The organism is Leifsonia sp. KNZ13-11D, assembly GCF_056754895.1.
In genome coordinates this window covers 2,071,914-2,090,295 of the sequence record NZ_JBPGWU010000001.1, presented here as the reverse complement: position 1 = coordinate 2,090,295, position 18,382 = coordinate 2,071,914, and the positions used below count along the sequence as shown (strand labels likewise).

Here is an 18,382-nt window from a genome sequence, read left to right as displayed (position 1 = left end):
GGACTGATATCCGGTTACGAGTGGAAGGAAACGAGGTAGATATGTCAGACATCCTGATCGATCGGCCCGAGCTCGCCTCTTTGGGGCAGTACGAGTTCGGCTGGGCCGATTCCGACGCCGCGGGATCCCTCGCGCGTCGTGGTCTCTCGCCCGAGGTGGTGAAGGACATCTCGGCGCTCAAGAACGAGCCCGAGTGGATGCTGCAGCGCCGCCTCAAGGCCCTCCAGCTGTTCGAGCGCAAGCCGATGCCCACCTGGGGCGCCGACCTGTCGGAGATCGACTTCGACAACATCAAGTACTTCGTCCGCTCCACCGAGAAGCAGGCGCAGAGCTGGGAAGACCTGCCGGAGGACATCCGGAACACCTACGAGAAGCTCGGCATCCCGGAGGCGGAGCGTCAGCGCCTCGTCGCCGGCGTCGCCGCCCAGTACGAGTCGGAAGTCGTCTACCACCAGATCCGCGAGGACCTCGAGGCGCAGGGCGTCATCTTCATGGACACCGACACAGCGCTGCGCGAGCACCCCGAGTTCTTCGAGGAGTACTTCGGCACGGTGATCCCCGCCGGCGACAACAAGTTCGCGGCGCTGAACACCGCCGTCTGGTCCGGAGGCTCGTTCGTCTACGTGCCCAAGGGCGTGCAGGTCGAGATCCCGCTGCAGGCCTATTTCCGCATCAACACGGAGAACATGGGCCAGTTCGAGCGCACGCTCATCATCGCCGACGAGGGCAGCTACGTCCACTACATCGAGGGCTGCACGGCGCCGATCTACAAGTCCGACTCCCTGCACTCGGCGGTCGTCGAGATCATCGTCAAGAAGAACGCCCGCGTGCGCTACACGACGATCCAGAACTGGTCGAACAACGTCTACAACCTCGTCACCAAGCGGGCCACCGCCGGCGAGGGCGCGACGATGGAGTGGATCGACGGCAACATCGGCTCCAAGGTGACGATGAAGTACCCGTCGATCTACCTGATGGGCGAGCACGCCAAGGGCGAGACCCTGTCCGTCGCATTCGCCGGCCCCGGCCAGCACCAGGACGCCGGCGCCAAGATGATCCACATGGCGCCGTACACGCAGTCGTCGATCGTCTCCAAGTCGATCGCCCGCGGCGGCGGTCGCGCCGGCTACCGCGGCGAGGTGCGGATGGATGCGAATGCGCACCACTCCGCCAACACCGTGCGCTGCGACGCCCTGCTCGTCGACACGATCTCGCGGTCGGACACGTACCCGGCCATCGACATCCGCGTCGACGACGTGCAGCTCGGCCACGAGGCGACGGTGTCGCGGGTGAGCGAGGAGCAGCTGTTCTACCTCATGTCGCGCGGACTCCCGGAGGACGAGGCCATGGCGATGATCGTCCGCGGCTTCATCGAGCCGATCGCCCGCGAGCTCCCCATGGAGTACGCACTGGAACTCAACAAGCTCATCGAGATGGGCATGGAAGGCTCTGTCGGATGACGCAGATCGAGACGACGCAGACCACCGCGCCCGCCCCGACCCACATGCGAGCACCGGTTCCGGTGCAGAGCCGCGCCGAGCGGTTCACCTCCACGGAGGTCTCGGACTTCCCGGCCGTCACCGGCCGGGAGCCGATGTGGAAGTACACGCCGGTCGCGCGCATCCAGGAGCTCACCTCCGGCGAGCTCGACGGCTCGCCCTACGTGTACGACGCGACCGCGGCACCCGGAGTGACCACGGCCTGGATCCCGCGTGACGACGCCCGCGTCGGCGCCGCCGGAACGCCGGAGGACCGCGCGTCGGCCAACGCCTGGACCGCCTTCGACCAGGCGCTTCTCATCACCATCGGCGCCGACCTCAGCGGCGACCGGCGCGAGGTGACGGTCGCCCGCTCCGCCCTCGGCGGCGCGCCCCGCGCGGCGCACACAGTCGTCGAGGTCGCTCCCGGCGCGGTCGCGACCCTGATCCTGCAGAACACCGGCCCGGCGCACCTGACGGAGAACGTCGAGTTCCTGCTCGGGAAGGACGCCGACCTCACCGTCGTGTCGCTCCAGGAGTGGGACGACGACGCGCTGCACGTGGCGGCGCACTTCGCCGAGCTCGGCGAGGGCGCCCGCCTCAAGCACGTCGCGATCACCCTCGGCGGCGGCGTCGTCCGGCTGAACCCGTCGGCGCACCTCGCCGGCGCCCGTGCCGACGCCGAACTGCTCGGCGCGTACTTCGCGGACGCGTCGCAGCACCTCGAGCAGCAGGTGTACGTCTACCACGACGGTCCCGAGACCCGCAGCCGCGTCACCTACAAGGGCGCGCTGCAGGGCCAGGGCGCACGCACGGTGTGGATCGGCGACGTGCTCATCGGCCCGAAGGCCGTCGGCACCGACACCTACGAGCAGAACCGCAACCTCGTCCTCACCGACGGCGCCCGCGCCGACTCGGTGCCGAACCTCGAGATCGAGACCGGCGACATCGTCGGCGCCGGTCACGCGAGCGCCACGGGTCGTTTCGACGACGAGCAGCTGTTCTACCTGCAGTCACGCGGCATCCCCGAGGAGGAGGCGCGCCGCCTGGTCGTGCGCGGCTTCCTCTCCGAGATCGTCCAGCAGATCGGCTCGCCGGCGCTCCAGGAGCGTCTGCAGGCGAAGATCGAGGACGAGCTCGCGTCCACGACGGTCACCGCGTCCGCGCCTTCCGCGCCGACCGCCGGGGCCGAGAACTGATGGCGGCGCAGCGCGCCGCAGCCGTCGCGGAGCTGGTCGAGAACCAGGCGACGCGCGTGGTGCTCGACGGTGTCCCGATCGCGGTCGTCAAGGACTCGTCCGGGGCGGTGCACGCCATCGGCGACACCTGCACCCACGGCGAGATCTCGCTCTCCGAGGGTTTCGTCGAGGACGAGACCCTGGAGTGCTGGGCCCACGGCTCCCAGTTCTCGCTCGTGACCGGCAAGCCCCTCAACCTCCCGGCCTACGAGCCGGTCCCCGTGTTTCCCGTCGAGATCATCGACGGAGACGTCTTCATCGACCCCAGCGCCCCGAAAGTGAACAAGTAACCATGTCAGTCCTCGAGATCCGCGACCTCCACGTCACCGTCGAGACGGACCAGGGCATCAAGCCCATCCTGAACGGCGTCGACCTCACCATCAACGAGGGTGAGATCCACGCGATCATGGGCCCGAACGGGTCCGGCAAGTCCACCCTGGCCTACACGATCGCCGGCCACCCCAAGTACACCGTCACCCAGGGCAGCATCACGCTCGACGGCGAGGACGTCCTCGCGATGACCGTCGACGAGCGCGCCCGCGCCGGGCTGTTCCTCGCGATGCAGTACCCGGTCGAGATCCCGGGTGTGACGAACACGAACTTCCTCCGCACCGCCAAGACCGCGATCGCGGGTGAGGCGCCGTCCATCCGCACCTGGGTCAAGGATGTGCGCGAGTCGATGAACGCATTGCGCATGGACTCCTCGTTCGCCGAGCGCAACGTCAACGAGGGCTTCTCGGGCGGCGAGAAGAAGCGCAACGAGATCCTCCAGCTCGAACTGCTGAAGCCCCGGTTCGCGGTGCTCGACGAGACCGACTCGGGTCTCGACGTGGATGCGCTGAAGATCGTCTCCGAGGGCGTCAACCGCGCCAAGGCCAACACGGGGCTCGGCATCCTGCTGATCACCCACTACACGCGCATCCTGCGCTACATCAAGCCGGACTTCGTGCACGTCTTCGTCGCCGGCCGCGTCGCCGAGCAGGGCGGCCCGGAGCTCGCCGACCGCCTGGAGGAGGAGGGCTACGACCGCTACGTCGACGCCCCCGAGCCCGCGTCGGCCTCCGCGGCCGAGCTCGCCGGCTCCTGAGCCCCGAGAGGTAGACTGCGAACATGCCCGCCACGCTGAGCCCCGCGCTCTTCGACCAGGTCGAGGAGGCGCTGAAGAACGTCATGGATCCCGAGCTCGGGATCAATGTCGTCGACCTGGGCCTCATCTACGACCTGGCCTGGGACGACGAGAACAACGCCCTCATCATCTCGATGACGCTCACCAGCGCCGGCTGTCCGCTGACCGACGTGCTGGAAGAGCAGACCGCCGAGGCGCTCGACGGCATCGTCGAGGCGTTCCGCATCAACTGGGTGTGGATGCCGCCGTGGGGCCCCGAGCGGATCACCGACGACGGCCGCGACATGATGCGCGCCCTCGGCTTCGCCATCTGACGACTCCCCAGCCATCCGTTCCTCACTTAATCCGGTGCACGCCCGGCGTGTGCCGGATTAACCGAGGAACGGATGGCTGCTGAACGAATGGAATCACTGTGCTTGCCGTGCAGGGCCTCGAACTGCGCGTAGGCGCACGCCTCCTGATGGAGGATGTGAGCTTCCGCGTCGCCGACGGCGACAAGATCGGACTCGTCGGGCGCAACGGCGCCGGCAAGACCACGCTGACCAAGGTGCTGGCGGGCGACCTGCTGCCCACCGCGGGAAAGGTCGACCGCTCCGGCGAACTCGGCTACCTGCCGCAGGACCCGCGGTCCGGCAACCTCGACGACCTGGCGCGCACGCGCATCCTGGACGCCCGCGGCCTCGGGTCCATCGTGCTCGGGATGCAGCAGGCGACGCTCGACATGGCGAGCAGCGACCCGGCGGTGTCCGAGGCCGCGATGAAGAAGTACGGCCGGCTGGAGGAGCGCTTCCACCTGCTCGGCGGGTACGCGGCCGAGGCGGAGGCGGCGTCCATCGCGTCCAACCTCAACCTGCCCGACCGCATCCTCGACCAGCCGCTGATGACCCTCTCGGGCGGTCAGCGCCGGCGTATCGAGCTGGCGCGCATCCTGTTCTCGGACGCCCGCACCATGATCCTCGACGAGCCGACCAACCACCTGGACGCGGACTCGGTCATCTGGCTCCGCGACTTCCTCAAGAACTACAGCGGCGGCTTCATCGTGATCTCGCACGACGTCGAGCTCGTGGGCGAGACCGTCAACCGCGTCTTCTACCTGGATGCGAACCGCCAGGTCATCGACATCTACAACATGGGCTGGAGGAACTACCAGCGCCAGCGCGCAGCTGACGAGGAGCGCCGCAAGAAGGAGCGCGCCAACGCCGAGAAGAAGGCCGGCGCGCTCCAGCTGCAGGCCGCGAAGTTCGGCGCCAAGGCGACCAAGGCCGCCGCAGCCCACCAGATGGTGGCGCGCGCCGAGAAGCTGCTGGCCGGGCTCGAAGATGTGCGCCAGGTCGACCGCGTGGCCAAGCTGCGCTTCCCGACGCCGGCGCCGTGCGGCCGCACGCCGCTGCAGGCCAGCGACCTGTCGAAGAGCTACGGCTCGCTCGAGATCTTCACGGCCGTCGACCTCGCGATCGACCGCGGATCGAAGGTCGTCGTCCTGGGCCTGAACGGCGCCGGGAAGACGACGCTGCTGCGCATGCTCGCCGGAGTCGACGCGCCGGACACCGGCCAGGTGGAGCCCGGGCACGGCCTCCGCATCGGGTACTACGCCCAGGAGCACGAGACGATCGACGTGGAGCGATCGGTCCTCCAGAACATGGTGTCGTCGTCGCCATCGCTGACCGAGACCGAGGCGCGCAAGGTGCTCGGTTCGTTCCTGTTCACCGGCGACGACGCGCACAAGCCCGCGGGCGTGCTCTCAGGCGGCGAGAAGACGCGTCTGGCGCTGGCGATGATCGTCGTGTCTGGCGCCAATGTGCTGCTGCTCGACGAGCCGACGAACAACCTCGACCCGGCGAGCCGCGAGGAGATCCTTGATGCGCTTGCGCACTACGAGGGCGCGGTCGTGCTGGTCAGCCACGACGAGGGGGCCGTCGAGGCGCTCAACCCGGAGCGCGTTCTCATCCTCCCGGACGGCACCGAGGACCACTGGTCGCCCGACTACCTCGACCTGATCTCGCTCGCCTGAGCCTCCTCCGCCCCCGTCGAGTACACGAAAAGTGCACGCCCCAGAGGCTTGGGGCGTGCACTTTTCGTGTACTCGACGGTGGGGGCAGGGACGAGAGCGTCAGCGGGTGGCGTCGAGGAGCTCGTCCTCGACGTCGGCGTCGGTGCGCTTCGCGCGACGACGACGCTCCCGCTCGGCGGCACGAGCCTGTTCGGCGGGGTCGTCGGAGTTGCGGCGCCGGTACTCGGTGACGAGGGCGTAGCCGAGGCCGAAGAAGCCGATCAGCGCGAAGATGATCCACTGGATCATGTACGACCAGTGCAGCCCCTCGTCCTGTGTCGGGGGAGCGGTCACCGTCGGTGTCGGGGCGGTCGCGGGCGCCGGATCCTCGCTGTCGAGGAGCCCGTACGCGGCGGTGTACATGTCCGCGCCGTCGAGCTTCTGCTTCACCACCGAGAGCTGGATGGTTCCCACCTGATCGCCGACCGCAGTGCGCCCCGCGATCGCCGGCTCGCTGGCCTTCAAACGTGCGATCACGGTCACCGTGCCGGACGGCGCGGCGGGGACGTGGTCGGGGGAGTCGGTGCGGTCGCCGGTCGGCACCCATCCCCGGTCGACGATGAACAGCGAGCCGTCCGCCGTCCGCAGCGGGGTGAGCACCTCGAAGCCGGGGCTGCCGTTGAACGGGCGGTTGCGCACCAGGAGCTGCTTGTCGCGCTCGTACGTCCCCGTGACCGTGACACGGGTCCACTCCTGCTTCGGCGAGTACGCGCCGAGCGACGGCAGCTCCTGCGTGAGCGGCACCGGCCGCGAGTCGAAGTTCGACGCGATCAGCGCGTTCGCCGCCGCAGCCTCCTTGCTGCGTGACAGCTGCCAATTGGAGAGGAAACCGCAGGCGATGGCGAACGCGATCGCGAACGCCAGGTAGCCCAGCCAACGGCGTGAGAAGGCGAACCGCCAGCCGGCGGTCTTCTGCTCGCTCACGCCGTCGTCCTCGCGTCGTCGACGGCGACCACCCGCAGCGGGAAGTCCCGCGCGGCCAGGAACTCGCGCAGGAAGTCGACGTGCTCGGCGCACGCGAGCCACACCTTGACGCGCTCCTCCGAGTGGATGCGCGGGTTGCGCCACTCGATGCGCCACGCCGCGGTCTCCCGGCAGCCGGCGCGCGAACAGGTCAGCGGCTCCGGCTCGCCGATCCCGATCACTGGCCCTCCCGCGGCTCTTCTCCGGGCGCCCCGGGTGTCGGTGGCGCCACAGGAACGATACTGCCTGGACGCTGAACGTCGACTCGACCCTGCTCCACCGACACGTTCGCGATGACCACCGCGAAGTAGGGGAGGAAGATCGCAAGGACCAGGGGGATGGCCGCCCACCATCCCGGCACGATGACCGCCGCGACCAGGCAGAGCACGCGGACGCCCATGGCGACCGAATACTTGATCATCCGGTGCCGTCGCTCCTCGTCGGGAGAGAGGGGGAGACTCGTGATCGACGGTGCTGAGGGTTTTTTCATGTGCGTTGCCTCCAGAGTACGTCCATAAACTGGGGTTGGGTCCCGCTCGGGACGAATCCGCAGAAAGCTTCATTTCCAGAAGGGAAGCGCATGACCACGCCACGCACCGTCCTCGTCACCGGAGGCAACCGGGGGATCGGCTTTGCCATCGCCGAGGAGTTCGTCGCGCAGGGGCACCGCGTCGCGGTCACCGCGCGTTCGGGCGAGGGGCCGCAGGGCGCGCTCACCGTGCGGGCGGATGTGACGGACGCCGCATCCGTCGACGCTGCCTTCACCGAGGTGGAGGAGAAGCTGGGTCCGGTGGAGGTCGTGGTCGCGAACGCGGGCATCACCAAGGACACGCTGCTGATGCGGATGACGGACGAGGAGTTCGACTCTGTCGTCGAGACCAACCTGGGCGGCGCCTTCCGCGTCGTCAAACGCGCGAACAAGGGCATGCTGAAGGCGCGTTTCGGACGCATCGTGCTCATCTCGAGCGTCGTCGGGCTGTTCGGGGGCGCCGGGCAGGTCAACTACGCGTCGTCGAAGGCAGGGCTGGTCGGCATGGCGCGCTCGATCACCCGGGAGCTCGGGGCTCGCGGCATCACGGCGAACGTCGTGGCGCCCGGCTTCATCGAGACGGACATGACCGCGGCGCTGCCCGAGGCGCAGCAGGCCGAATACAAGAAGAGCATCCCCGCGGGCCGGTTCGCGTCGGCCGGCGAGGTGGCGAAGGTCGTCACCTGGATCGCGGGCGACGACGCCGGCTACATCTCCGGTGCGGTCATCCCGGTCGACGGCGGACTCGGGATGGGCCACTAGCCCGACGAACCGGGGCCCCGCCGCAGCCGTGGGGCGGCCTGGCGTCACCCGCGCAGGCCGAGGAGGGGCAACACCTGGGACAGGTCGGTGCGGTCGACGACGACGTCGGCCTCCGCCCGCACCCGCGGCTTCGCGTTGAACGCGACGGCGAGACCCGCCTCCGCCATCATCCGGAGGTCGTTCGCACCGTCGCCGATCGCCACCGTCTGCCGCAGGTGCACGCCCGCGGTGGCGGCCCAGAAGAGCAGCGCCTGCGCCTTCGCGGCCGCATCCACCACCGGACCGTCGACCTCGCCGGTGAGCACGCCGTTCCGCACCACCAGGCGGTTCGCCCGCCAGTGGTCGAGTCCGAGGCGTTCGCCGATCGGGTCGAGCAGTTCGTGGAACCCGCCGGAGACGACCCCGACGACGCCGCCGGCCCGCTGCACGCCCGAGATCAGCTCCGGCACGCCATCGGTGACGCGGATGCGCTCGCCCACGTGCTGGAAGACGGAAGCCGGAAGCCCTTTGAGGGTGCGGACGCGCTCACGCAGGCTGCGTTCGAAGTCGAGCTCGCCCCGCATGGCGCGCTCGGTGATGTCGGCCACCTCGGTGCGGGATCCGGCCTCCTCGGCGAGCAGTTCGATGACCTCGTCCTGGAGGAGCGTGGAGTCGGCGTCGAGCACGACGAGCAGCGAGGCGCTCGGGTGGTGTTCGGTTGTCGGCGATGGCGTGGCGGGCGTCATGGAACGACGTGCACTCCCTTGCCGACGACGGTGATGCCCGAGTCGGTCACGGTGAAGCCGCGTGCACGGTCCCGATCCGGGTCGACACCGATCTGCGCGCCCTCGGCGACCACCACATCCTTGTCGAGGATGGCGCGGCCGACGAACGCGTTCGGCTCGATGATCGCGCGCTCGAAGACGACCGAGTCGATCACCTTCGCACCAGAGTCCACCTTCGCCCACGGGCCCAGCACGCTGCGCTCGAGGTGGGCGCCCGAAATCACGGAACCCAGGGACACGATCGAGTCGATGGTCGTGCCGAGCGCGCCGCGCCCGTCCCGCACGATCTTCGCCGGCGGGGAGTTGAGCACCTGGCTGAAGATCGGCCAGCTGTTGTTGTAGAGGTTGAACACCGGGAGCGCCGAGATGAGGTCCTGGTGCGCCTCGAAGAACGAGTCGATCGTCCCCACATCCCGCCAGTAGTAGCGGTCGCGGTCGGTCGAGCCGGGGACATCGTTGTTGTTGAAGTCGTAGACGGCCGCCTCGTTGCGCGACACGAAGTCGGGGATGATGTCGCCGCCCATGTCGTGGTTGGAGTCGGGCCGGTCGCCGTCGCGGATCACGGCGTCGATCAGAGCATCGGCGTCGAAGACGTAGTTGCCCATCGAGGCGAGCACTTCGTTCGGCGAGTCGGGCAGACCGACCGGATCGCGCGGCTTCTCGCGGAACGCCCCGATGCGCGTGGGCCGCTCGGGCTCGACCTCGATGACGCCGAACTGGTCGGCGAGCCCGATGGGCTGGCGGATGGCGGCGACGGTCGCCGGGGCGCCGGAGTCGATGTGCGCCTGGATCATCTGACCGAAGTCCATCCGGTACACGTGGTCGGCGCCGACGACGGCGACGATGTCGGGCTTCTCGTCGCGGAGCAGGTTGAGGCTCTGCAGGATGGCGTCCGCCGACCCGCTGAACCAGCGCTTCCCGAGGCGCTGCTGCGCGGGGACGGAGGCGATGTAGGAGTTCGTGATGCCGTCGAGCCGCCAGGTCTGCGACACGTGGCGGTCGAGGCTGTGGGACTTGTACTGGGTGAGCACGACGATCTGGCGCAGCTGCGAGTTGATCAGGTTCGACAGGGCGAAGTCGATGAGACGGTACTGTCCGCCGAACGGGACGGCGGGCTTGGCCCGGTCCGCGGTCAACGGCATCAGCCGCTTGCCCTCTCCGCCCGCGAGGACGATGCCGAAGATCTTCTTGCCTGCTGCCATGTCCTCCACAGTAGAGGCGAAGTGTTCGCTGTACTAGCGTTTTGGTCATGCGCGTCGATCTTCTGACCAAGGAGTACCCGCCGGACATCTACGGGGGTGCCGGGGTCCACGTGACGGAGCTCGTTCGGGCGCTCCGGAACGACACCGAGGTGATCGTGCGCGCCTTCGGCGGCCCGCGCGACCAGCCGGATACCGCGTCATACCGCGTGCCCGCGGAGCTCGCCGACGCCAACGGCGCGATCGCCACCCTCGGCGTCGACCTGCAGATGGCGCAGGACTGCGGGGGAGCGGATGTCGTCCACTCGCACACCTGGTATGCGAACGCCGGGGGTCACCTGGCGAAGCTGCTGCACGGCATCCCGCACGTCGTCACGGCGCACAGCCTGGAGCCCCTGCGGCCCTGGAAGGCCGAGCAGCTGGGCGGCGGGTACCGCGTCTCCAGCTGGATCGAGAAGACCGCCTTCGAGGCGGCCGACACCGTCATCGCGGTGAGCGACGGGATGCGCCGCGACATCCTCACCGCGTACCCCGCGCTCGACCCGACCAAGGTCGTCACGATCTACAACGGCATCGACCTGGAGCGCTGGCAGCCGCTCCGCGACGACGACCGTGCCCGCGCGCTCGGGATCGACCCGGAGCGCCCGGCGGTCATCTTCGTCGGGCGCATCACCCGCCAGAAGGGCCTTCCGTACCTGCTGCGCGCGGCGCGCGCGCTGCCGAAGGACGTGCAGGTCATCCTCTGTGCCGGTGCGCCGGACACGCCCGAGATCCTCGCCGAGGTGACCGGACTGGTCGAGCAGCTGCAGGCCGAGCGCGACGGGGTGGTGTGGATCGACCGCCTGCTGCCGAACGACGAACTGCGGATCGCGCTCACCGCATCCACCGTCTTCGTCTGCCCGTCGATCTACGAGCCGCTCGGCATCGTCAACCTGGAGGCCATGGCCTGCGGGCTCCCGGTGGTCGGCACGGCGACCGGGGGCATCCCCGAGGTCATCGTGGACGGCGTCACCGGACGGCTGGTGCCCATCCAGCAACTGCAGGACGGGACGGGCACGCCGACCGACCCGGAGCGCTTCGTGGCCGACCTCGCCGCGGCTCTCACGGAGGTCGTCAGCGACCCCGCCGGGGCCGCCGAGATGGGCCGCGCGGGGCGCGAGCGGGCGCAGACGTCGTTCAGCTGGGCGACCATCGCGGAGCAGACCCGCGACGTGTACCGCTCGCTGGCCGGTCGTCACTGATCGCCGCGCGGCGCAGGTAGGCTGGAACCTATGGCCGACAGCGTTCTCCGACTTACCGACGTGTCCGTTGTACGGGACGGCAACCCCGTCCTGAAGGGTATCGACTGGGCGGTCGAGCCGGACGAACGGTGGGTCATCCTGGGCCGTAACGGCGCCGGCAAGACCACGCTGCTGCAGATCGCCGCGGCCGCACTGCACCCGTCCTCGGGCGAGGCGGTCGTGCTCGGCGAGACGGTCGGCCACACCGACCTGGCGGAGCTGCGGCCGCTGCTCGGCTTCGCCTCCAGCGCGCTGGCCCGGCGCATCCCGCGCACCGAGCGCGTTCTCGACGTCGTCATGACCGCGGCCTACGCGGTCACCGGACGCTGGAACGAGCTGTACGAGGAGATCGACGAGCGGCGCGCCCACCGCGTGCTCGCGGAGTGGCACCTCGACCACCTGGCCGAACGCGCCTTCGGCAGCCTCTCCGACGGCGAGCAGAAGCGCGTGCAGATCGCCCGTTCGGTGATGACCGACCCCGAGATCCTGCTGCTCGACGAGCCCGCGGCGAGCCTCGACCTCGGCGGCCGCGAGGAGCTGCTGCAGCTGCTCGGCGGTTACGCGAGCGACCCGAAGTCGCCGGCGATCGTCATGGTCACCCACCATGTGGAGGAGATTCCGCAGGCGTTCAACCGTGCGCTGCTGCTCAAGGACGGCGAGATCATGGCCAAGGGCCCGATCGCCGAGGTGCTGACGAGCGAGAACCTCAGCGCGACCTTCGACATCGACGTCGAGATCGCCGAGTCGGACGGCCGCTACACCGCCCGGGCGCGCCAGGCCGTCGCGGACTGAGCCACGCGGCCCGATCTGCTAGACTCGATAGCTGGCCCCCGAACCGATCATGCCGTCATGGCGCCGTTCGATTCACCGGGTCTGAAGCTTCCCGTCCACGCGGTCTGCGCGGACACGACCGAACCGACTACTAGCTGCAACAAGGAAGTCCTGATGAAGACTGGCATCCACCCCGACTACGCCCCGGTGGTTTTCCGCGACCTGGCCTCGGGTGCGACGTTCCTCACCCGCTCCACCGTCTCGAGCGACAAGACGATCGAGTGGGAGGACGGCAACACCTACCCGGTGATCGACGTCGAGATCTCGTCCGAGTCGCACCCGTTCTACACCGGCAAGCAGCGCATCCTCGACTCCGCCGGTCGCGTCGAGAAGTTCAACTCGCGCTACAAGAACTTCGGCAAGTAAGCCGCGACGCCCCCGGGCGCGTTCGAAGGCCCCCGTCCAGCGGACGGGGGCCTTCGCCGTTTCCGGGTGCGCGGTGCGGGGTGCGGCTGCGCGGGGCCGGAACGCGTGCGGGGCAGGGGCGTGGCGGTGGGTGCTGTGTCGGAGATTCGTGAGCGCATATCGGAGATCCGGCCGCGTTGGCCCCAGATCTCCATCCGCAGAGTGCTGTGTCGGAGATTTGAGGCCTGTTCTCCGACGTAAGAGCGGCGGTGCTCGTGGTGCGGCGCCCATGTCGCGGCGCTCGATCACCGTGCGTCGGAGATTCGCGCACGTGTGTCGGAGATCCGGCCGCGTTGGCTCCAGATCTCCATCCGCAGAGCGTTGTGTCGGAGATTTGAGGCCTGTTCTCCGACGTAAGAGCGGCGGTGCTCCTGGTGCGGCGCCCATGTCGCGGCGCTCGATCACCGTGCGTCGGAGATTCGCGCACGTATGTCGGAGATCCGGCCGCGTTGGCTCCAGATCTCCATCCGCAGAGTGCTGTGTCGGAGATTCGGGGCTCATTCTCCGACGGAAGGACGCGCCGGATCCACGCGCGCCGGGCCCACGACGCACGAAGGCCCCCGTCCAGCGGACGAGGGCCTTGGCGGTCAGCAAGCGGTCAGGAGCCCTGGTAGTAGACGTGGGGGTTGGAGGCGATGGCGGCCACGATGATGATCGAGAAGATGATCCCGAGGGCGAGCGCCACGAAGCCGATGATGATGGCCGCGAGCGCGAGGCCTCGGCCCTGCTCCCCGGTGCGCTTGATCTGCGACAGGGCGACGAAGCCCAGGATGATGCCGAGGATGCTGAGGAAGAAGGTGGCGACGAAGGCGACGATCGCCATCGTGTTCCAGCCCGGCTGGGCGGGGGCGCCGTAGGGCTGCTGGCCGTACTGGGGTTGCTGGGGCTGCTGCGGCGGGAGGGGCTGCGGGTTCAGATTCGAGTCGCTCATGCCGCAGACACTATCGGTCGCAGCAGACGCGGGAGTAGACCCCAGGTCGAGGAGAAGCGGGCTGAGCGGCGAACCGCTCCTCAGCGAATCGGCCAGGCCCCCGACGTGGTGAACTCCGGATCGCGCTCCCGACGCATGTACTCCTGGAAGTCGGCGGCCTGTTCGCGGCACCAGTCCACCTGTCGGCGGTGCAGCTCGGCGGCTTCGAACGCCAGGGCTTCGGCGTGGATGCGCGCCAGCGCCTGGGCGACCCGGCCGGCGGCGATCGCGTCGGCGCCCGCGTCGTGCGCGGCGAGCAGGTCGACGCCGTAGTGCGTCGCGGTGACCGTGAGCGTCCGCTTGCCGCGGCGGTACTTGTCGACCGCTTTGTCGATGACGAGGGGGTCGATGATCGGGCCGGGGGAGACGAGGGGCTCGACCTGGTGGCGGCGGGCCTCCCGGTCGAGCAGGGTGAAGTCGTAGGGCGCGTTGTAGGCGACCACGGGGATGCCGCGCTCGAACAGGCTGCGCAGCTGCGCGACGATCGCGGCCACGCCGCGGGCCGCATCCATGCCGTGCTCGCGGGCCTGCTCGGTGGTGATGCCGTGCACCGCGGTGGCCTCCGCCGGGATGTCGACCAGCGGGTCGAGCAGCCAGTCCCGGCGGTGCAGCACCTCGCCGGACTCGTCGAGTAGCCCGACGTGGGCGGTGACGATCCGGGCCGATTCGACGTCGATTCCGGTGGTCTCGAGGTCGAAGACGCCGAGACGCTGGTGCCACGTGCTCATGCCTTCACGCTAAGCGGACCCGCCGTCATCCCCGGGGAGCGCCACGCTGAGGTGCACGTACTTGCGGCCGACACGCCGAAGAAGTGCACAACAAGGTGCACCTCGGCGAACGGGCGATGAGGCGGACGGGCGATGAGGCGGACGGGCGGACGGGCGAACAGGCGAGGGGCGGAGCCCTCAGTCGCGGCGCGGCTCGATGTGCAGCCAGTAGAAGTTCTGGGTGCCGAGCGTGAGGGTGAAGCGGCCGTCCTCGGCGACGGTCGGGAACTCCGCGCCGCCGAAGAGGTCGTACAGCGCCCGGCCGGCGAGGTCAGGAGCCTCCAGCGTGACCGAGACCGGATTGTGCGCGAACGAGAACACGCACAGCACGTCCTCCGGCTGGTCGCCGAAGTGGGTGCCGCTCCCGGCGTACGAGCGAACGAAGGCCAGCACCGACTCGTGGTCGGTGGGCAGCACGCGGATGTCGCCCAGGCCGAATACGGGGTGCGCCTTGCGCACGTGGATGACGTTGCGGATCCAGTGCAGCAGCGAGCGGGACTGCGCGAGCTGCGCCTCCACATTCACCTGGTTGTAGTGGTAGACCAGCGACTGCACCACGGGCAGGTAGAGCTTGCCAGGGTCGGCGCTGGAGAAGCCGGCGTTGCGGTCCGGCGTCCACTGCATCGGCGTGCGGGAGCTGTCGCGGTCCGGCAGCCAGATGTTGTCGCCCATCCCGATCTCGTCGCCGTAGTAGAGGAACGGGCTGCCGGGCAGCGAGAACAGCAGCGCGTGCGCCAGTTCGAGCTCCGCGCGGGAGTTGTCGAGCAGCGGCGCGAGGCGGCGGCGGATGCCGATGTTGGCGCGCATCCGCGGGTCGTAGGCGTACCAGCCGTACATCGCCTGGCGGTACTCCTCGCTCACCATCTCGAGGGTGAGCTCGTCGTGGTTGCGCAGGAAGACGCCCCAGGCCGCACCGTCGGGAACGTCGGTCGTCTCCGAGAGCACGCGGACCAGCTCGCCCGCCTGCTGCGACCGCAGCGCGTAGAAGATGCGCGGCATGACCGGGAAGTCGAACGCCATGTGGCACTCCGGCTCCTCCTCGGTGCCGAAGAACGCCGCGACCTCACGCGGCCACTGGTTGGCCTCGGCGATCATGACGCGTCCGGGGTACTCGCGGTCGACCCACTCGCGCAGCTTGATGATGAACTCGTGGGTCTTCGGCTCGCCCTCGCCGTTGCCCTCGTCGGACTCGTAGAGGTACGGGATGGCGTCGAGCCGGAAACCGTCGACGCCGAGGTCGAGCCAGAACTTGACGATGTCGTACATCGCCTCGTGCACCGCCGGGTTCTCGAAGTTGAGGTCGGGCTGGTGCGAGAAGAAGCGGTGGAAGTAGAACTGCCTGCGAGCCTCGTCGAACGCCCAGTTGGAGTCCTCGGTGTCGACGAAGATGATGCGGATGTCCGGCCACTTGTCGTCCGTGTCGTTCCACACGTAGAAGTCGCCGTACGGACCCTCCGGGTCGGAGCGGGACTGCTGGAACCAGTCGTGCTGGTCGGAGGTGTGGTTGATCGGCAGGTCGATGATGATGCGCATGTTGCGCTCGTGCGCCTTGGTGACCAGCTCGCGGAACTCGTCGATGGTGCCGAACTCGGGGAGGATCGCCTTGAAGTCGGAGACGTCGTAGCCGCCGTCGCGCAGCGGTGACTGGAAGAACGGCGGGAGCCAGAGCGCGTCGATGCCGAGCCACTGCAGGTAGTCGAGCTTGGAGGTGAGCCCGGAGATGTCCCCGGAGCCGTCGCCGTTGCTGTCGACGAACGAGCGGACCATGACCTCGTAGAAGACCGACCGGCGGTACCACTGGGGGTCGAGGGCGAGCCCGGGCAGCGTGATGGGCGCGGTGAAACTCACGGTTCTCCTTGGGGGGCCGAGCGGCGGCGGGGGACTGCGGGGATGGGGACTGCGGATGTGGGGACTGCGGCGGTGGTGCAAGCGATTGCACCCAGTGAAGTCTAGGGCGTGGCGACCCCGGCCTGTCCAGTCCTCTTCCCGCCACGCCGCCTAGACTGTCTGGCGATGTCCGTCTCGTCCCCTTACGCAGCCGCTCTGGAGCGCGTCCCCGTCCGCGAGGGGGAGGTCCGCCTCCTCGGTTCGTCGACCCGGTACTGGGACTACGGCGACCCGGATGCCGCCATCACGCTCGTCCTCGTGCACGGGTTCCGCGGCGATCACCACGGCCTGGAGCCGGTGGTCGCGCAGCTCGACGGCGTGCGGATGGTGTCGCCCGACCTGCCCGGTTTCGGCGCGTCCACGCCGATGACGGAGGCGGCTCACGACATCGACGGCTACGGCCGCTGGCTGAGCGAGTTCGTCGCCGCGCTCGGCATCCCCGCCGGCACGCGTCTGGTGCTGCTGGGCCACTCGTTCGGGTCGATCGTCGTGTCGGGGTCGCTCGCGGCGTCCGGCGCCGGCTCGGCGCACGGCCGTCGCCCCGACGACGTGGTGCTGGTGAACCCGATCGGTCAGCCTGCGCTGGCGGGCCCCCGCGGCATCCTGACCCGGCTGGCGATCTTCTACTACTGGCTGGCCGCCGTGCTGCCCGAGCGGCTCGGGTTCGCCCTGCTGCGCAACCGCCTGATCGTGCGCGTCATGAGCGTGGCGATGGCGAAGACGAAGGATGCGGCGCTGCGCCGCTGGATCCACGACCAGCACGACCGCTACTTCTCCGCCTTCAGCGACCGTCGCGTGGTGCTGGAGGCGTTCCGCGCCTCGGTCTCGCATGACGTGAGCGAGTACGCGCCGCGCGTTCCGGAGCGCACGCTGCTGGTCGCCGCCGAGAAGGACGACATCACGCCTGTCGCGGCCGAGCACCGGTTGCAGAAGCTGTTCCCGTCGGCCGAGCTGGTCGTGATCCCGGAGGTCGGGCACCTGATCCACTACGAGGCCCCGGCGGCCGCGGCCGACGCCATCCGCCGGTTCCTGGCCGGGGGGACGACGCCGTGAGGATCCTGTTCGACTGCCGCTACACGCGGATCGGGCGGCACGACGGCATCAGCCGGTACACGGCCGAGCTGGTCGGGGCCCTGGCGAAGCTGCATCCGGTCACGATGCTGATCAACGACCATCGCCAGCTCGAGCTGCTGCCCGACCTGCCGTGGGAGCTCATCCCGTCGCCGACGTCGGCCGGGGAGCCGTGGGTCGCGCGCACCGTCAACAAGCTGAACCCCGACATCGTGTTCACGCCGATGCAGACCATGGGCGGCTTCGGCCGCCGGTACAAGCTCGTGCTCACCGTGCACGACCTGATCTACTACCGGCACCCGACGCCTCCGCGTGACCTGCCGGCCTTCGTGCGCGGCCTGTGGCGGCTGTACCACTTGGCCTGGTGGCCGCAGCGGATGCTGCTGAACCGGTCGGACGCCGTGGTCACCGTCTCGGAGACGACCAAGGCGCTCATCGCCGAGCACCATCTGACGAAGCGCCCGGTCTCGGTCGTCTCGAACGCCGCGCAGATGCCGGAGCTCGCTCCCGGACGGCGGGAGCGCACCGCGCCGGAGTCGAAGAGCCTGGTCTACATGGGCTCCTTCATGCCGTACAAGAACGTGGACACGCTGGTGCGCGCCGCAGCCCTGCTTCCGGACTACACGCTCCACCTGATGAGCCGGGTGACGGAGGCGGAACGCGCGCGTCTGACCGAGCTGGCGTCCGGCGCCTCGCTGGTGTTCCACGACGGCGCGAGCGACGAGGAGTACGCCGAGACGCTCGCCGCGGCGACCGCGTTCGCGTCGGCGTCCCACGACGAGGGATTCGGCATCCCGCTGCTGGAGGCGATGACGGTGGGGACGCCGGTGCTGGCCAGCGACATCCCGATCTTCCGCGAGATCGGCGGGGATGCGGCCCTGTACTTCGACCCGGACTCGGCCGAGCAGGTCGCTGCGAGCGTGCGGCGGCTGGAGCAGGGCGACGAGTGGGCGGCGCGCTCGGCCGCCGGGCGCGCACAGGCGGCGCGGTACACCTGGGACGAGTCGGCGCGGCGGCTGCTCGCCGTGCTGACGGACACCGTGGCGCAGGGGCGCTGAGTCC

At 69.2% G+C, this 18,382-nt stretch carries 20 protein-coding genes; 12 read left to right on the top strand and 8 right to left on the bottom strand.

Annotated elements, in window-relative coordinates; all coding sequences use genetic code 11:
• The first annotated feature begins 41 nt into the window (after positions 1 to 41).
• The 6 genes from sufB (at position 42) to ACR9Y5_RS10455 (ending at position 5,853) form a co-directional block, all read left to right on the top strand.
• Entirely contained in the window at positions 42 to 1,460 is a 1,419-nt protein-coding gene (sufB, locus tag ACR9Y5_RS10480; protein ID WP_310129460.1) for a Fe-S cluster assembly protein SufB, read from the top strand.
• Positions 1,457 to 2,677, top strand: a complete 1,221-nt coding sequence (gene sufD / locus ACR9Y5_RS10475) for a Fe-S cluster assembly protein SufD (RefSeq protein ID WP_481297903.1) — start codon at positions 1,457 to 1,459, stop codon at positions 2,675 to 2,677. The genes sufB and sufD overlap by 4 nt, the downstream gene beginning before the upstream one ends.
• The gene (locus ACR9Y5_RS10470) at positions 2,677 to 3,006 is read left to right on the top strand and encodes a non-heme iron oxygenase ferredoxin subunit (protein WP_481297902.1); all 330 of its coding nucleotides are present in this window, start codon (positions 2,677 to 2,679) and stop codon (positions 3,004 to 3,006) included. Before sufD ends, ACR9Y5_RS10470 begins: the two co-directional genes overlap by 1 nt.
• 2 nt (positions 3,007 to 3,008) lie before the next feature.
• On the top strand, positions 3,009 to 3,803 hold the full coding sequence (sufC, locus tag ACR9Y5_RS10465; protein WP_481297901.1) for a Fe-S cluster assembly ATPase SufC: 795 nt from the start codon (positions 3,009 to 3,011) through the stop codon (positions 3,801 to 3,803).
• A 23-nt stretch (positions 3,804 to 3,826) separates the two neighbouring features.
• Positions 3,827 to 4,156, top strand: coding sequence for a metal-sulfur cluster assembly factor (locus ACR9Y5_RS10460; protein WP_301208424.1), 330 nt, complete (start codon positions 3,827 to 3,829; stop codon positions 4,154 to 4,156).
• A 98-nt stretch (positions 4,157 to 4,254) separates the two neighbouring features.
• Complete coding sequence (locus tag ACR9Y5_RS10455) at positions 4,255 to 5,853, top strand: ABC-F family ATP-binding cassette domain-containing protein (RefSeq protein WP_481297900.1); 1,599 nt, start codon at positions 4,255 to 4,257, stop codon at positions 5,851 to 5,853.
• A 99-nt stretch (positions 5,854 to 5,952) separates the two neighbouring features.
• On the opposite strand, the gene ACR9Y5_RS10450 is transcribed toward ACR9Y5_RS10455, so the two are convergent.
• From ACR9Y5_RS10450 to ACR9Y5_RS10440, 3 genes are read right to left on the bottom strand one after another with little or no spacing between them, the layout of a single operon-like run.
• A complete protein-coding gene (locus ACR9Y5_RS10450) occupies positions 5,953 to 6,816 on the bottom strand; it encodes an SURF1 family cytochrome oxidase biogenesis protein (RefSeq protein ID WP_481297899.1) in 864 nt (287 codons plus the stop codon).
• Complete coding sequence (locus tag ACR9Y5_RS10445; RefSeq protein ID WP_481297898.1) at positions 6,813 to 7,037, bottom strand: hypothetical protein; 225 nt, start codon at positions 7,035 to 7,037, stop codon at positions 6,813 to 6,815. The genes ACR9Y5_RS10450 and ACR9Y5_RS10445 overlap by 4 nt, the downstream gene beginning before the upstream one ends.
• Positions 7,034 to 7,345 carry a DUF3099 domain-containing protein gene (locus ACR9Y5_RS10440; RefSeq protein ID WP_481297897.1) on the bottom strand — a complete coding sequence of 104 codons (312 nt, stop codon included), beginning with the start codon at positions 7,343 to 7,345 and terminating at the stop codon, positions 7,034 to 7,036. The genes ACR9Y5_RS10445 and ACR9Y5_RS10440 overlap by 4 nt, the downstream gene beginning before the upstream one ends.
• 90 nt (positions 7,346 to 7,435) lie before the next feature.
• Here ACR9Y5_RS10440 and fabG point away from each other — a divergent pair, with 90 nt between their 5' ends.
• Positions 7,436 to 8,146, top strand: coding sequence for a 3-oxoacyl-ACP reductase FabG (gene fabG, locus ACR9Y5_RS10435; RefSeq protein WP_481297896.1), 711 nt, complete (start codon positions 7,436 to 7,438; stop codon positions 8,144 to 8,146).
• A 44-nt stretch (positions 8,147 to 8,190) separates the two neighbouring features.
• Here the strand turns inward: fabG and serB are convergent, their stop codons facing one another.
• Both serB and ACR9Y5_RS10425 read right to left on the bottom strand, forming a co-directional pair.
• Positions 8,191 to 8,871 (bottom strand): phosphoserine phosphatase SerB, encoded by a 681-nt coding sequence (gene serB / locus ACR9Y5_RS10430; protein WP_481297895.1) that lies wholly within the window; start codon positions 8,869 to 8,871, stop codon positions 8,191 to 8,193.
• Entirely contained in the window at positions 8,868 to 10,112 is a 1,245-nt protein-coding gene (locus tag ACR9Y5_RS10425) for a glucose-1-phosphate adenylyltransferase (RefSeq protein WP_481297894.1), read from the bottom strand. Before ACR9Y5_RS10425 ends, serB begins: the two co-directional genes overlap by 4 nt.
• Before the next feature lie 47 nt (positions 10,113 to 10,159).
• Here ACR9Y5_RS10425 and glgA point away from each other — a divergent pair, with 47 nt between their 5' ends.
• From glgA to ACR9Y5_RS10410, 3 genes are all read left to right on the top strand, one after another.
• Positions 10,160 to 11,350, top strand: coding sequence for a glycogen synthase (glgA, locus tag ACR9Y5_RS10420; RefSeq protein ID WP_481297893.1), 1,191 nt, complete (start codon positions 10,160 to 10,162; stop codon positions 11,348 to 11,350).
• Between the two features lie 30 nt (positions 11,351 to 11,380).
• Positions 11,381 to 12,181, top strand: a complete 801-nt coding sequence (locus ACR9Y5_RS10415; protein ID WP_481297892.1) for an ABC transporter ATP-binding protein — start codon at positions 11,381 to 11,383, stop codon at positions 12,179 to 12,181.
• A gap of 153 nt (positions 12,182 to 12,334) precedes the next feature.
• Positions 12,335 to 12,586 (top strand): type B 50S ribosomal protein L31, encoded by a 252-nt coding sequence (locus ACR9Y5_RS10410; RefSeq protein ID WP_115696813.1) that lies wholly within the window; start codon positions 12,335 to 12,337, stop codon positions 12,584 to 12,586.
• Between the two features lie 637 nt (positions 12,587 to 13,223).
• Here ACR9Y5_RS10410 and ACR9Y5_RS10405 read toward each other — a convergent pair.
• The 3 genes from ACR9Y5_RS10405 to treS form a co-directional block, all read right to left on the bottom strand.
• Positions 13,224 to 13,556, bottom strand: a complete 333-nt coding sequence (locus ACR9Y5_RS10405; RefSeq protein WP_481297891.1) for a DUF4190 domain-containing protein — start codon at positions 13,554 to 13,556, stop codon at positions 13,224 to 13,226.
• Positions 13,557 to 13,636: 80 nt separating this feature from the next.
• On the bottom strand, positions 13,637 to 14,323 hold the full coding sequence (locus ACR9Y5_RS10400) for an exonuclease domain-containing protein (RefSeq protein ID WP_481297890.1): 687 nt from the start codon (positions 14,321 to 14,323) through the stop codon (positions 13,637 to 13,639).
• A gap of 177 nt (positions 14,324 to 14,500) precedes the next feature.
• Positions 14,501 to 16,210: a maltose alpha-D-glucosyltransferase gene (treS, locus tag ACR9Y5_RS10395; RefSeq protein WP_481297889.1), complete on the bottom strand. Its 1,710-nt coding sequence runs from the start codon at positions 16,208 to 16,210 to the stop codon at positions 14,501 to 14,503.
• Positions 16,211 to 16,375: 165 nt separating this feature from the next.
• Between treS and ACR9Y5_RS10390 the strand changes: the two genes are divergently transcribed.
• Positions 16,376 to 17,302, top strand: coding sequence for an alpha/beta fold hydrolase (locus tag ACR9Y5_RS10390; RefSeq protein WP_481297888.1), 927 nt, complete (start codon positions 16,376 to 16,378; stop codon positions 17,300 to 17,302).
• Complete coding sequence (locus ACR9Y5_RS10385) at positions 17,299 to 18,378, top strand: glycosyltransferase family 4 protein (protein ID WP_481297887.1); 1,080 nt, start codon at positions 17,299 to 17,301, stop codon at positions 18,376 to 18,378. The genes ACR9Y5_RS10390 and ACR9Y5_RS10385 overlap by 4 nt, the downstream gene beginning before the upstream one ends.
• Positions 18,379 to 18,382: the final 4 nt, after the last annotated feature.

Coding starts and splice junctions, on each gene's coding strand:
- ACR9Y5_RS10405 (WP_481297891.1), bottom strand. CDS start 13,556: ATGAGCGACTCGAATCTGAACCCGCAGCCCCTCCCGCCGCAGCAGCCC.
- ACR9Y5_RS10390 (WP_481297888.1), top strand. CDS start 16,376: ATGTCCGTCTCGTCCCCTTACGCAGCCGCTCTGGAGCGCGTCCCCGTC.
- ACR9Y5_RS10410 (WP_115696813.1), top strand. CDS start 12,335: ATGAAGACTGGCATCCACCCCGACTACGCCCCGGTGGTTTTCCGCGAC.
- ACR9Y5_RS10460 (WP_301208424.1), top strand. CDS start 3,827: ATGCCCGCCACGCTGAGCCCCGCGCTCTTCGACCAGGTCGAGGAGGCG.
- fabG (WP_481297896.1), top strand. CDS start 7,436: ATGACCACGCCACGCACCGTCCTCGTCACCGGAGGCAACCGGGGGATC.
- sufD (WP_481297903.1), top strand. CDS start 1,457: ATGACGCAGATCGAGACGACGCAGACCACCGCGCCCGCCCCGACCCAC.
- ACR9Y5_RS10415 (WP_481297892.1), top strand. CDS start 11,381: ATGGCCGACAGCGTTCTCCGACTTACCGACGTGTCCGTTGTACGGGAC.
- sufC (WP_481297901.1), top strand. CDS start 3,009: ATGTCAGTCCTCGAGATCCGCGACCTCCACGTCACCGTCGAGACGGAC.
- ACR9Y5_RS10440 (WP_481297897.1), bottom strand. CDS start 7,345: ATGAAAAAACCCTCAGCACCGTCGATCACGAGTCTCCCCCTCTCTCCC.
- glgA (WP_481297893.1), top strand. CDS start 10,160: ATGCGCGTCGATCTTCTGACCAAGGAGTACCCGCCGGACATCTACGGG.
- ACR9Y5_RS10470 (WP_481297902.1), top strand. CDS start 2,677: ATGGCGGCGCAGCGCGCCGCAGCCGTCGCGGAGCTGGTCGAGAACCAG.
- ACR9Y5_RS10425 (WP_481297894.1), bottom strand. CDS start 10,112: ATGGCAGCAGGCAAGAAGATCTTCGGCATCGTCCTCGCGGGCGGAGAG.
- ACR9Y5_RS10400 (WP_481297890.1), bottom strand. CDS start 14,323: ATGAGCACGTGGCACCAGCGTCTCGGCGTCTTCGACCTCGAGACCACC.
- sufB (WP_310129460.1), top strand. CDS start 42: ATGTCAGACATCCTGATCGATCGGCCCGAGCTCGCCTCTTTGGGGCAG.
- serB (WP_481297895.1), bottom strand. CDS start 8,871: ATGACGCCCGCCACGCCATCGCCGACAACCGAACACCACCCGAGCGCC.